A 12232-nucleotide genomic window follows, 5' to 3' on the forward strand; every position below is an offset into this window, starting at 1 on the left:
TCGGCCTCAACGACGAGGAGACAGCTGCCGTGGACGTCCTGGGCATGGACACGCTGGACATCGCGCGCTGGCAGTTCGGGATCACCACCGTCTACCACTTCCTGATGGTCCCGCTGACCATCGGCCTGGGGATCCTGGTCGCGGTCATGCACACCATGTGGGTGCGCACCGACAAGCCGGAGTGGCTGCGGATGACCCGCTTCTGGGGCCGCATCTACCTGATCAACTTCGTGCTCGGCGTGGCCACCGGCCTGGTGCAGGAGTTCCAGTTCGGGCTGGCCTGGAGCGAGTACTCGCGCTTCGTCGGCGACGTCTTCGGCTCGCTGCTCGCGCTCGAGGCGCTGCTGGCGTTCTTCCTCGAGTCGACCTTCCTCGGCCTGTGGATCTTCGGCTGGGGCCGCATCCCGAAGAAGCTCCACCTGGCCGCCCTCTGGGCCGCGGTCATCGGCTCGGTCGTGAGCGCGTACTTCATCATCGCCGCGAACTCCTGGATGCAGCACCCCGTCGGCGTGGAGGTGGACGACGCCACCGGCCGCCCCGTGCAGGTCGACTTCCTCGCCGTCCTAACCAACAACACCGCGCTGGCCGCCTTCAGCCACGCCATCGTGGCCGCGCTGATGGTCGCCGGCGCGCTGCTGGTGGGCATCGGCCTGTGGCACCTGCGGAAGCGCCGGCTCGCCGGCCGCTCGCCCGAGGACGTGGACCACGCCGTGTGGCGCCGCTCGGTGCGGCTCGGCGGCTGGGTGTCGCTGGCAGCCTTCGCGCTCACGGCGCTGACCGGCGACTGGCAGGGCAAGCTCATGTACGAGCAGCAGCCGCTGAAGATGAGCTCGGCCGAGGCGCTCTGCCAGACCGAGGCGCCGGCGTCCTTCTCGATCTTCGCCTGGGGCAAGTTAGGGGACAACGAGTGCGACGACGTCCACTCCATCACCGTCCCGTACATCCTCAGCTACCTCGCGCACGGCGACTTCTCCACCGCCGTGCCCGGTGTGAACGAGCTGCAGGAGGAGTACGCGGCCGTCTACGGCGAGACCTACCCCGACGACCCGTCGTTCGGTGACAAGGCCGGCGAGCCCATCGACTACGCGCCGGTGCTGGCCGTCACCTACTGGAGCTTCCGGCTCATGATCGGCATGGGTGCGGTCTCCGCCGGGGTCGCCGCCTACGCGCTCTGGTCGACCCGCCGCGGGCGGGTGCCCACCTCGCGGATCGGGGTGTACGGCTCACTGCTCGCCGTCGGCGCACCCTTCGTCGCCAATGCGGCGGGGTGGATCTTCACCGAGATGGGCCGCCAGCCCTTCGTCGTCCACCCGAACCCGGACGTCGCGGTCGAGGACCAGGTGTGGTTCTTCACCGCGCAGGCCGTCTCCCCCGGCATCAGCGCCGCCGAGGTGTGGACGTCGCTGATCTCCCTGGGCCTGGTCTACGGCGCGCTGGCCGTCGTCGAGCTGTGGCTGATCACCCGGTTCGTGCGCGCCGGCGTCACCACCGGGGACGGCCACCCCGCACCGGAACCGCCGGACGACGACGCGGCGAGGAACGACCGCGACGACGACGTCCTCCAGTTCGCCCACTGAACCGGGAGTTGCTGACCATGGACCTGCAGATTCTCTGGTTCGCCGCCGTCGCGGTGCTGTGGACCGGCTTCCTCCTGCTCGAGGGCTTCGACTTCGGCGTCGCCGCCCTGCTCCCCGTGCTGGGCCGCCGGACGGCCGACCGGCACCTGATGCTGCGCAGCATCGGCCCGCTCTGGGACGGCAACGAGGTCTGGCTGATCACCGCCGTCGGGGCGGTCTTCGCCGCCTTCCCCGGCTGGTACGCGACCTGGCTACCGACGCTCTACCTGCCGTTCGTGCTGGTGCTGTTCGGCCTGATCATCCGGGCGGTGGCCTTCGAGTGGCGGCACTCCCACCACACCGAGGCCTGGGACGCGACCTGGACGCGGGTCATCACGGCCGGCTCGCTCATCGCCGCCCTGGGCATCGGTGCCGCGCTGGGCGCGACCACCCTCGGCCTGCCGATCGACGCCGACGGCACGCGGGTCGGCGGCGCCTTCTCCGGGCTGAGCTGGTCGGCGCTGCTCGGCGCGACCGCCGTCCTGGGCTTCTCGCTGATCCACGGCGCGCTGTTCCTCGCACTCAAGGTCGACGGCGACGTGCGGCTGCGCGCCCGGGCCTTCGCGCTGCGCTGGTCACCGGTCGCCGCGCTGCCGCTGCTGGCCTGGGCCGGCATCACCCACCTGCGCTACGGGACGCCGGTCACCGGGGTGCTCTGGCTGGTCGCGGCGCTCGCGGTGGTGGTCGCCTGGGCCCGGATCCGGCTGGACCGCGAGGGCTCCGCGTTCGCCGCCTGGGCGGTCCTGCTGGTGGCCTCGGCGGCGACCATCTTCGGCGCGGCCTACCCCGTCGTCGTCCCCTCGACGATCGACGTCGCCTTCGACGTGACGGTCGCCGACGCCTCGGTCAGCGACTACACCCTCACCGTCATGACCTGGGCCGCCGGCGTCGGCCTGCCGGTCGTCCTCGGCTACCAGGCGTGGACGTACTGGGTGTTCCGGAAGCGGCTGACCGCCGAACCGGTGCACGAGCAGGTCACCGGGGCGCACGCGTGATCAGGGCCAGAATGGCCATGGTGGCCCCTCCGGCCCGGGGGCCGCTGGGCGCGCTGGCCGGCGTGCCGGGGCTGACCGGGGCGCTGGTGCGCGCCGCCGTCGCGGCACTGGCCCAGACGGCGGGACTGGTCCTGCTGGCCGCCGGGCTGGCGCACGCGGTGGCGCGGGGATCAGGCCTCGCCGAGGGCCCGCTCACCGGCCCGCTGCTGATCGCCGCCGGGGGTGTGGTGCTCCGCTCGGCCGCGGGCGCAGTCGGCCAGGTGCTGGCCGGCCGGGACGCGCGCCGCGCCGAGGACCGCCTGCGCCGGGCGCTGCTGGAGCGGCTGGCCGCCTCCCCCGCCGCCGTCGCCACCGCCGGTGGTCCCGGCCCGGCCGCGGTGCTGGCCACCACCCGGCTGCACGACCTCGGGCCGGCGCTGGCCACCTACCTGCCGGCGCTGGCGCAGACGCTCGTGGTGCCGCCGGCCCTGCTGGTGGTGCTCGCCGCCACCGACCTCCTCTCGGCGGCGCTGGTCGCGGTCACCCTCCCGCTGGTCCCGGTCTTCATGGTGCTGGTCGGGCGGTACACGCAGAGCGCGACAGCGGACTCCGCCCGGGCCCTGGACCGCATCGCCGCGCACGTCGCCGAGCTCGTCCGCGGGCTGCCCGTGCTGGTGGGGCTGGGCCGCGCCGCCGACCAGGCCGCCGCGCTCGCCCGGCTCGGCGAAGCGCACCGCACCCGCACCATGGCCACGCTGCGGATCGCCTTCCTCTCGGCGCTCGTGCTCGAGCTGATCGCGACCCTCTCGGTGGCGCTGGTGGCGGTGACCGTCGGCCTGCGGCTGATCCACGGCGACCTCACGCTGGCGGTCGGGCTGACCGCGCTGCTGCTGGCGCCCGAGGCGTTCGCGCCGCTGCGCGCGCTCGGCTCGGCCCACCACGCCGCCGAGGACGCCGCACTCGCCGCGGCCGAGGCGCGGGCGGTGCTCGCGGCTCCTGCTCCGCCGCTCCCGGTGCCGATCGACGACGACGACCCGCGCGGTGCCGACGTCGCCGTGCGCGGCCTGACCGTGCGCTACCCGGGCCGGACGGCCGCCGCGCTGCCCCCTACCGACCTCGCCGTCCGCCCGGGTGAGTTCGTGGCCCTCACCGGGGCCAGCGGCTGCGGCAAGTCGACGCTGCTGGCCGCCCTGGCCGGAGGGCTCGGCCCCGACGCGGTCCAGGCCGGCACGGTCACCGGGGTCGGCCCGCTCGCCTCGGTGCCGCAGTTCCCCCGCACCACCGGCGCGACCGTCGCCGACGAGCTGCGCCGGCACGCGGGGTCGGCGCCCGGGGCGGACGAGGTCGTCGGCGAGGCGTACGTGATCGAGGCGCTCGCGCGGGTGGGCGCCACCGACCTCGCCGGCCGCGCGCCGGAGTCGCTCTCCCCCGGCCAGCTGCAGCGGGTGGCCCTGGCGCGGGCCCTGGTGCGCGTCCGCCGCGGCGCCCGGCTGCTCCTGCTCGACGAGCCGACCGCCCACCTCGACGACGACGCCCGCGACCTGGTGGCCCACGTGCTGAGCGGCCTGCGCGGCACCGTGACGGTGCTGGTGGCCACGCACGACCCCGCGCTCGCCGCCCTCGCCGACCGCGTCGTCGCCCTCCCCTCCCCCGCCCCCTCCGGAACTCCCTGTACAGAAAGTTCCCAGGTCACCCAGGACTTCCTGTACCGAAAGTCCCTTCCTCCGGCGGCCGACGAGGCGGCGGAGCCGGGGACGGCGCCGACCCGCGGGGCGCTGGCCCGGGCCGGGCTCCTGGGCGTGCTCTCCTCCGCCGCCGGGGTGGCGCTCACCGCCGTCTCGGGCTGGCTGATCGTGCGGGCCGCGGAGATGCCGCCGGTGCTCACGCTGATGGTGGCCATCGTGGGGGTCCGCTTCTTCGGGCTCGGCCGGGCCGCGCTGCGCTGGCTGGAGCGGCTGGCCGCGCACGACGCCGCCCTCCGGCTCGCCGCGGCGACCCGCGTCCGGGTGTGGCGGGCGCTGGCCGTCCAGGGCCTGGCCGCCGACCGCACCCCGGGTGCCGCGCTCGCCCGGCTGGTCGGCGACGTCGGCGTCGTGCAGGACCTGACGGTGCGGGTGCGCCCGGCGCTGGTCGCGGCCGCCGCCGTCCCGACCGCGACCGTCCTCGCCCTGGCGCTGGTCGACGTCGCGGCCGCGGGCACGGTCGCCGCGGTGCTCGCCCTCACCATCGCCGGTGTCCTCGCCGTCCACCGCCGGGTCGACGCCGGGGCGGCGCGGGCCGAGAGCTCGCTGCAGGTCGAGGCGCTGCAGGCCACCACCGCCGCGCTGGACGGCGCCGCCGACCTGCGGGCGCACGGACTGGCCGCGCACACCGCCGACGACCTGGCGGCGGTGGCCGGCCGGCGTGCCGGCATCGCCCGCACCGGCGACCGGGCGGCGGCCCTGGGCACCGGACTGGTCGTGCTCGGCACCGGCCTGGCGGCGGTGCTCGCGACCGCCGTGGCCGCCCGCGGCGGCCTGGTCGGCCCGGTGCTCGCCGTCCTGGCGCTGGCGCCGCTCGCCCTGGCCGAGCCGCTCGCCGGGCTGGTGTCCGCGCTGCAGCGGCGGGGGGCGCTCCTCGACGCCCGCGCCCGGCTGGACGCGGTGCTCGCCGCGGCCCCGCCGGCGGACCCGGCCGACCCGCTGCCCGCGCCGGCCACGGTGGGCCACCTCGCCGTCGAGGAGCTGGCCGCCGGCTGGCCGGGGCGACCCGACGTGCTGCGCGGCCTGACCGCACCGGCGCACGCCGGCGAGGGGTGGCTGGTCGTGCGCGGCCCCTCCGGCACCGGCAAGTCGACGTTCCTGGCCGTGCTCATGGCCTCGCTGCGCCCGCGCGCCGGCCGCTACGACCTCGCCGGGCTCGACTCCGCCCGGCTGACCGGCGACGACGTGCGCTCCCGCATCGCCTGGCTGCCGCAGGAGGCGCACGTCTTCGCGAGCAGCATCCGCGCCAACCTCGCGGTCGCCGCACCCCGGGGCGCGCTGACCGGTCCCCACGGGGAGGCCCGGATGGCCCGCGCACTGACCGCGGCGGGCCTCGGCCCGCTGCTGGCCGCCCTGCCCGCCGGGCTGGACACCCCCGTCGGCGCCGGCGGCACGGCGCTCTCCGGCGGCGAGCGCCGGAGGCTGGCCGCCGCCCGCGCGCTGCTCGCCGACCGCGACGTCGTCCTGCTCGACGAGCCGACCGCCCACCTGGACCCGCCGACCGCGCGGGCGCTGGTCGAGGACCTGCGGACCGCGCTGGCCGGCCGGGTGGTGGTCTGCGTGACCCACGACGACGACGTGCCGCGCCCGGGCGACACCGTCGTCCGGCTCGGCGAGGCCGCCGCCCGCACGCCCGCCTAGCGGCGCCCGGGGACGAGCGCGGCGAGCGGCACGTGGTGCTGCCCGGCGTGGACGTCCCGGTCCCGGAGGCTGCCCTGCGCGACCGGCCGCGGGAACGACACCTTGACCACGTTCAGCTCCGGGATGCGGAAGAAGAGGATGTCCGCCGGGTCGAGGTCGTACAGCCGGGCCACGACGTCCTCGTCCAGGAACTCCTCGTCGGCGACCAGGGCGTAGCCCTCGGCGTCCCGCATGAACAGCTCCATGGTCACCCAGAACGGGCCGGCGTTCTTCGACCGGACCTCCAGGGCGAGCTCGCCCAGCGTGGGCAGGTGCTCGGCGCTCATCGGGTGGCCCCCTCGGGCAGGCGGAGCCGGAACATGCCGGTCGGTGAGTCGACGTCGACGACGTGGTGGAGGGCGAACTCGTACGACGGGCCGCGCTCGGTCTCGGCCGGCGAGTAGGCGAACGCCAGGCTCGGCAGGTAGGCCATGTCCCGCGTGGGGAGGTGCAGCATCAGCGGGTTGGCGATCTTCGCGACCGACGTCGCGGTCGCCTGGTCGGCGGCGTGCACGAGCAGCATCACCCCCACCTCCCGCGGTGGGCCGGTGGCCGGGTCGATCGACTCCAGGACGGCGTCGTAGCCGTAGAGCCGCAGGTCGATCTCGTACTCGGGCGGCGAGATCCCGAGGGTCTGCCGGACCCGCGCGGTGAGGACCTGCTCCAGCAGCGCCGCCCAGTTCTCGATGCTGCCGAGGATGTGCGGATCGCGGATCGCGCTGAACGACATGGTGGCGTAGCCGGAGATGCGGGCGCCCTCGAGCTTGATCGTGTGCTGGTCGGCGGGCTCGAACCGCGACCCCTCCACGCGGACCCGCCGCTCGTCCAGGGCCCGGTAGGTCGCCTCGCGCACCAGCAGCGTCCCGGCCGGTTCGCGCATCTGGAACGGGTCCACCGTCTCGTACAGCATGTGCGCGGCGACCGACGTGGGCGTGCAGGCCACCGCCGGGTCCAGCGGCTCGATGGTGAAACCGCCGGCGTCGATGGTGGCGAGGACGCCACCCGAGCGCGGGTCGGTGGTGCACTGGCCGCCGCACTCGACGATCTTCGCGGCGTGCCACGTCGGTCCGGCGGGCATGCCGCGCATCAGCGGGACGGCGGCGATCACGGCGGTGTCGGTGGCCCGCCCGGCGAGGACGACGTCGGCGCCGGCCTCCAGTGCCTCCATGATCGGCTCGGCGCCCATCATGCCGACGATGTGCGTGCAGCTCTCCAGCGTGGCCGCGTCCAGCGGGCCCTGGGGGGCGAGCGGGTGGATGCGGCCGGCGTCCAGTTGCGCCACCAGGTCGGCGGCGTCCTGCTCGCTGTAGATGCGGGCGACGGTCAGAGCCAGGCCCTGCTCGCGCACAATCCCCTCCACGATGCCGGCGACCCAGTCGACGCCGGCATCGGTGCCGCCGGTGCCGCACGAGCCGATGACCAGCGGGATGCCCGCGGTCGCCGACGCACCGAGCAGTGAGCGCAGGTCGCGGGCGACGGCGGCGGCGCTGGTCTTGGCCGTCGCCGAGCCGAGGTAGTGGGGGCCCGAGTCGGTGGACCCGCCGTCGACGGCGATGACGTCGGCGCCGAGGGCGAGCCCCCGCTCGACCGTCCCGGCGGGGAAGCCGCCGCCGAGCATCCCCGACGGCACGAGGATCCGGACCTCCTCCGGCGGTGCTGGGGTGCTGGACATCGCGTGGGTCCTCTCGACGGGGTCGGGTGATCGGGATCAGGCGGGCGGGATCAGGTGCGCGTTGAGCGAGTGGCGGGGCCGGCCGTCCAGCGCGGCGAGCAGCTCGCGGGCACCGTCGAGCCCGGCCGTGCGGCGCGCCTCGGCGGTCTGCCCGGCGAGGTGGGAGAACACGGTGATGCCCTCCACGCCGCGCAACGGGCTGTCCGGGGGCAGTGGTTCGGTGGTGGTCACGTCCAGCGCGGCGCCGGCGAGCCGCCCGGAGGTGACCGCCTCGGCCAGCGCCGCCTCGTCGACGATCGGCCCGCGCGCGGTGTTGACCAGGTGCGCGGTGGGCTTCATCGCCGCGAGCGCGTCGGCGTCGAGCAGGTTGCGGGTGGCCGGGGTGAGGGCGGTGTGCACGGAGACGAAGTCGGACGAGGCGAGCAGCTCCCGCAGCTCGACGAACCGCACCGACCCGTCGCGCTGCCCGGCCGGCACGCCGGTGGTGCACAGCACGGTCATCCCGAACGCCCGGGCGAGGGGGACGACGGCTCGGGCGGTCGCTCCGTAGCCGATGAGGCCGAGCACCCTGCCGCGCAGTTCGACGCCGCTCGCCCGGGGCCAGCCGCCCGCGGCCACGCCCGTCGCCACCGGCACGAGCCGGCGGGCCTGGGCCAGGAGGAGCGCCAGGGTGTACTCGGCCACGGCGTTCGCGTTGATGCCGGGCAGGTTGCTCACCGAGATGCCCGCGCGGGTGGCGGCGTCGACGTCGACGGAGTCGTACCCGACGCCCGTGCGCACGACGGCACGGAGCCGTGGTGCGCGGGCGAGGACGGCGGCCGTCATCGGCTCGTTCGCGACGAGCGCCCCCACGGCGCCGTCCAGGGCGGTCACGAGGTCGTCCTCGGTGCGCGCTCCGCGCAGCGGTCGGTGCCGGGTGGCGTACCCGGCGTCGCGCAGCAGGAGGTCGACCTCGTCGCCGGGCACGAGGTGGTCCGTGGTGATCAGCACCGCCCCGGGCGTAGCGGACATCGGTTCCTCCTCGCGTCCCACTGCAACGTACTTGCCATAGCAACCAAGTCAACCATCGCATCATGGTTTGCCATAAAGCTGGCTAGACTCTCCGCCATGACGGTGTTGACGGGTGCGAGGCCGACGGGTGACGCCGGCGGGACGCGGGCGGAGTTCGTCTACCGCGAGGTCCGTCGGCAGATCGGCTCCGGGGCGCTCCGGCCGGGGCAGAAGATCACCGAGCGCGGCCTGGCCGACGAGCTGTCCGTGAGCCCGACGCCCGTCCGAGAGGCCATCCGCCGGCTCGAGCAGGACGGGCTGATCGAGCGCCTGAGGCCGCGCACCGTCGTCATCACCGACATGCAGGAACGGGCCATCGACGACCTGGCCGAGGTGGAGGTCGCCCTGCGGGGACTGGTGGCCCGCTTCGCCGCGCGGCACGCCACGCCGGAGCAGCTGGACCGTCTCGACGCGATCCTCGACGAGGCCGACGACCAGCTGATCGTGCTGACGACGAGGTACCGCAACGGCGAGGACGTCGAGCGGCACGTCACCGCGCTGCTGGACCTCATGCAGGACTTCAACGACGCGCTCGAGGCGTGCGCGAACAACCCGGTGCTCGTGCGACTGCTCGCCCAGTCCCGCGTCTTCTCCCGGCCCGAGCGCCGCGCCCGGCTGCTCGAGGAGATCGCGGCCGACGGCAGCTTCGGGCTGGACCGGTACGGCAGCCACCGGGCGCTGGTGCGGGCGCTGCGCGCCGGGGACGCCGCCACCGCGGAGGAGCTGGACAACGCCGACGCCCAGGGCGGCCTCGACGCGCTGCGGGCCCGCAACCGGGACCGCCGGTCATGACCGGCGCCGCCCACCGGATCGCAGGACCGCGGCGAGCCTGATGCGCGTGCTCCTCGCGCCGGACTCGTTCAAGGGATCGGCCACCGCCGGCGGGGTCGCGGCCGCGCTACGGGACGGGTGGCTGTCCGAACGGGCGTCCGACGAGGTGGTGCTCGCGCCGATGGCCGACGGCGGGGAGGGCACCCTCGACGCCTTCGCCGCAGCCGTGCCCGGTGCCCGGCGGGTTCCGCTGGAGGTCGACGGACCCGACGGCCGGCGGGTGCGCTGCAGCTGGCTCCGCCTCCCGGACGGCACGGGCGTCGTGGAGCTGGCGGCGGCCAGCGGCCTGCCGCTCATGCGCCGGCCCGACGCCTTCGCGGCCCACACGCTCGGCTTCGGCCAGGCGATCGCCTCGGCCCTGGACAAGGGCGTGGACCGGCTCCTGCTCGCCCTCGGGGGCAGCGCGAGCACCGACGGCGGCACCGGTCTGCTCACCGCCCTCGGCGCCCGCTTCCTCGATCGCGCCGGCCGGCAGGTCCCCCTCGGCAACGCGGGGTTGGCCGTGCTGGATCGGATCGACCTCACCGGGCTGCGACCGCTGCCCTCCGGTGGCGCGACGGTGCTGGGCGACGTCGACGCGCCGTTGCTCGGGCCGTCCGGCGCCGCGGCCGTCTTCGGGCCGCAGAAGGGAGCCCGGCCCGCCGACGTGCCGGTGCTGGAGGCGGGACTCGAGCGGCTGGCCGGGCTCACCGGCGGGGACCCGGCCGAGCCGGGGACGGGCGCGGCCGGTGGCGCGGGGTTCGGGCTCCGGCTCTGGGGCGCCACGATGGCCACCGGTGCCGCCGCCGTCGGGGACGCCGTGGACCTCCCACGACTGGTGAGCGCGGCCGACCTGGTCGTGACCGGCGAGGGCCGCTACGACGAGCAGAGCGCCGCGGGCAAGGTGCCGTCCTACGTCCAGGACCTCGCCCGGCGGGCGGGGACACCCACGCTGCTCGTCGCCGGCAGCATCACCACCGGCACCGAGGGGTTCGCGGCTACCGCCTCGCTCGTCGACGTGGCCGGGGACCTCCCGGCGGCCCTGCAGGACCCCACGCGGTGGCTGCGCCGAGCGGCCGCCGACCTCGCATGCCGGTACCCGACCGCACCCTGACGAGCGCGACTCCCGACGGGTCCGGGCCGACCGCTCCTCTCGTGCTGTCAGGCTGCGGGCACGTCCACCGGGATCTCGGTACCGAGCTCCGCACCCTGCAGCAGCTCCAGGTCGTCGCCGGACCAGAACTTGCCGGGGTCGTACCAGTTCTGCGGGCGCGAGGCCGGCAGGAGCCCCATCGCCGTGTAGGTCGCCGCGACGAGCTCCGCGCAGTAGACGGCCTCCGCGGAGGTGCGGCGGCGCAGCCGCCCGTTGATCCAGCCGGCGGCCAGGCCGCGCGTGGTCGGGAAGGGCCGGCCGTCCAGCCGCGCCACGGTGCGCAGCACGGCGTCCTCCATGTCGGGGGTCACGCCGCCGTCGTCGGCCGGGCCGACCAGCTGCCGCAGGTAGGGCTGCTGGCCGTACCTCCGGCGCCAGGTCAGGACGGCGTCGCGCAGGTCGTGCAGCTGCACCCCGCGCTGGTGCTCCCCGGACCAGACGTCGGGCAGCGACCGCCCCAGCTCGGCGTGCCACAGCAGCGGCGGCAGGTCGTCCAGGACCACGGCCATACCGACGTGGTTGACCGGCGCGTTGGTCACCGCACGGATGGCGCGGTCGGCGACCGAGACGCCGCGGAAGATCCAGACGTCACCGGTGCGGGTCAGGTCGACCGCGTCGTCGAGCGGGAGCGCAGGCACGGGGCGCTACGTTACGGACGTGCGCCCCTGGAAGCTGCTCGGACTGGCCGGCCTCGCCGGTGTCGCCGCCACCGGTGCGGTGCTGGCCCGCGACGAGCGCCAGCGCCGGGCGCTGACCCCGGACGACGTGCGGGCGCGGCTGCACGAGCGGCACGCCGCGCTGGCCGCCGTCCCGGAGCCCGCACCTCCGACGACGACCGAGCTGCGCGCCGGCCGCACCCACCGGGTCGCGAGGATCCTGCGCCGCCGCTGACCGTTCCGGCTGCGCGGGATCGGTATGCCCTCGGCTGGGGCGGGTAGGGCGGGAGGACCGTCCACCCACAGCTCAGGAGTTCCCATGGCCCGCAACACCCTCTCCCGCACGCTGCACGACGTCGGCCTGTCCGCCTGGTTCGGAGGCACGCTGGCCAACGCGGTGGCGCTGAACGCCGCCGCGGGCGAGGCCGGGTCCGACGCCGCCACCGGCCGGGTCGCCAACGCCGGCTGGGACCGGTGGACGCCGGTCAACGCCGCCGCCATCGGCGCGCACCTCGTCGGCAGCGTCGGCCAGCTGCGCGCGAACAAGCAGCGGGTCGCCGCCCAGCAGGGCGTCGCCGGCATGTCCACGCTCAAGACGCTGGTCACCGCCGCCGCGCTCGGCGCCACCGCCTACAGCCGGGTGCTCGGCCAGCGGGTCTCTGCCGCGGGGGCGGTGCCCTCGAAGTCGGGCACGAAGCCGAGCAAGCGCACCAAGGTGGCCCAGGCCGACGTGGCCGTCGCCCAGCAGCAGCTGGACACCCTGCAGTGGGTCATCCCGGCCCTGACCGGCGTGCTGGTCGCGATCAGCTCCTACGCCGGTGAGCAGCAGCGTCCCGGCGAGGTGGCGCAGGGCCTCTCGGCGACCTGACCGGCGCAGCG

At 75.7% G+C, this 12232-nt stretch carries 11 protein-coding genes; 7 read left to right on the forward strand and 4 right to left on the reverse strand.

The window, feature by feature from the left end:
* The first annotated feature begins 29 nt into the window (after positions 1 to 29).
* From BLS70_RS02050 to cydC, 3 genes are read left to right on the forward strand one after another with little or no spacing between them, the layout of a single operon-like run.
* The gene (locus BLS70_RS02050) at positions 30 to 1577 is read left to right on the forward strand and encodes a cytochrome ubiquinol oxidase subunit I (protein WP_255362170.1); all 1548 of its coding nucleotides are present in this window, start codon (positions 30 to 32) and stop codon (positions 1575 to 1577) included.
* 17 nt (positions 1578 to 1594) lie between these two features.
* Positions 1595 to 2611: a cytochrome d ubiquinol oxidase subunit II gene (cydB, locus tag BLS70_RS02055; protein WP_091764160.1), complete on the forward strand. Its 1017-nt coding sequence runs from the start codon at positions 1595 to 1597 to the stop codon at positions 2609 to 2611.
* Between the two features lie 20 nt (positions 2612 to 2631).
* On the forward strand, positions 2632 to 5973 hold the full coding sequence (gene cydC, locus BLS70_RS02060; protein WP_255362171.1) for a thiol reductant ABC exporter subunit CydC: 3342 nt from the start codon (positions 2632 to 2634) through the stop codon (positions 5971 to 5973).
* Here cydC and BLS70_RS02065 read toward each other — a convergent pair.
* The 3 genes from BLS70_RS02065 to BLS70_RS02075 are packed head-to-tail and all read right to left on the reverse strand — an operon-like array spanning position 5970 to position 8695.
* Positions 5970 to 6299 carry a DUF4387 domain-containing protein gene (locus BLS70_RS02065; RefSeq protein WP_218122235.1) on the reverse strand — a complete coding sequence of 110 codons (330 nt, stop codon included), beginning with the start codon at positions 6297 to 6299 and terminating at the stop codon, positions 5970 to 5972. The two genes, cydC and BLS70_RS02065, sit on opposite strands and share 4 nt — an antisense overlap.
* On the reverse strand, positions 6296 to 7684 hold the full coding sequence (locus tag BLS70_RS02070) for an acyclic terpene utilization AtuA family protein (RefSeq protein ID WP_091763828.1): 1389 nt from the start codon (positions 7682 to 7684) through the stop codon (positions 6296 to 6298). The genes BLS70_RS02065 and BLS70_RS02070 overlap by 4 nt, the downstream gene beginning before the upstream one ends.
* A 36-nt stretch (positions 7685 to 7720) precedes the next feature.
* On the reverse strand, positions 7721 to 8695 hold the full coding sequence (locus tag BLS70_RS02075; RefSeq protein ID WP_091763829.1) for a phosphoglycerate dehydrogenase: 975 nt from the start codon (positions 8693 to 8695) through the stop codon (positions 7721 to 7723).
* Positions 8696 to 8791: 96 nt separating this feature from the next.
* Here BLS70_RS02075 and BLS70_RS02080 point away from each other — a divergent pair, with 96 nt between their 5' ends.
* Positions 8792 to 9526, forward strand: a complete 735-nt coding sequence (locus BLS70_RS02080; RefSeq protein WP_091763830.1) for a GntR family transcriptional regulator — start codon at positions 8792 to 8794, stop codon at positions 9524 to 9526.
* Positions 9527 to 9566: 40 nt separating this feature from the next.
* Complete coding sequence (locus BLS70_RS02085; RefSeq protein WP_176946236.1) at positions 9567 to 10658, forward strand: glycerate kinase; 1092 nt, start codon at positions 9567 to 9569, stop codon at positions 10656 to 10658.
* 47 nt (positions 10659 to 10705) lie between these two features.
* Here BLS70_RS02085 and BLS70_RS02090 read toward each other — a convergent pair whose 3' ends face one another.
* On the reverse strand, positions 10706 to 11335 hold the full coding sequence (locus BLS70_RS02090; RefSeq protein WP_091763832.1) for a hypothetical protein: 630 nt from the start codon (positions 11333 to 11335) through the stop codon (positions 10706 to 10708).
* A gap of 19 nt (positions 11336 to 11354) precedes the next feature.
* Between BLS70_RS02090 and BLS70_RS02095 the strand changes: the two genes are divergently transcribed.
* Together BLS70_RS02095 and BLS70_RS02100 are read left to right on the forward strand one after the other, a co-directional pair.
* Complete coding sequence (locus BLS70_RS02095) at positions 11355 to 11588, forward strand: hypothetical protein (protein WP_091763833.1); 234 nt, start codon at positions 11355 to 11357, stop codon at positions 11586 to 11588.
* Positions 11589 to 11672: 84 nt separating this feature from the next.
* A complete protein-coding gene (locus tag BLS70_RS02100) occupies positions 11673 to 12221 on the forward strand; it encodes a hypothetical protein (protein ID WP_091763834.1) in 549 nt (182 codons plus the stop codon).
* The last annotated feature ends 11 nt before the right edge of the window (positions 12222 to 12232 follow it).

This window comes from Blastococcus aurantiacus, from assembly GCF_900102425.1.
Taxonomy (GTDB): domain Bacteria; phylum Actinomycetota; class Actinomycetes; order Mycobacteriales; family Geodermatophilaceae; genus Blastococcus; species Blastococcus aurantiacus.

What these genes read in the sequence shown, in the direction of transcription:
- cydB (WP_091764160.1), top strand. Translation starts at nt 1,595, where the DNA reads ATGGACCTGCAGATTCTCTGGTTCGCCGCCGTCGCGGTGCTGTGGACC.
- BLS70_RS02065 (WP_218122235.1), bottom strand. Translation starts at nt 6,299, where the DNA reads ATGAGCGCCGAGCACCTGCCCACGCTGGGCGAGCTCGCCCTGGAGGTC.
- BLS70_RS02070 (WP_091763828.1), bottom strand. Translation starts at nt 7,684, where the DNA reads ATGTCCAGCACCCCAGCACCGCCGGAGGAGGTCCGGATCCTCGTGCCG.
- BLS70_RS02075 (WP_091763829.1), bottom strand. Translation starts at nt 8,695, where the DNA reads ATGTCCGCTACGCCCGGGGCGGTGCTGATCACCACGGACCACCTCGTG.
- BLS70_RS02080 (WP_091763830.1), top strand. Translation starts at nt 8,792, where the DNA reads ATGACGGTGTTGACGGGTGCGAGGCCGACGGGTGACGCCGGCGGGACG.
- BLS70_RS02085 (WP_176946236.1), top strand. Translation starts at nt 9,567, where the DNA reads ATGCGCGTGCTCCTCGCGCCGGACTCGTTCAAGGGATCGGCCACCGCC.
- BLS70_RS02100 (WP_091763834.1), top strand. Translation starts at nt 11,673, where the DNA reads ATGGCCCGCAACACCCTCTCCCGCACGCTGCACGACGTCGGCCTGTCC.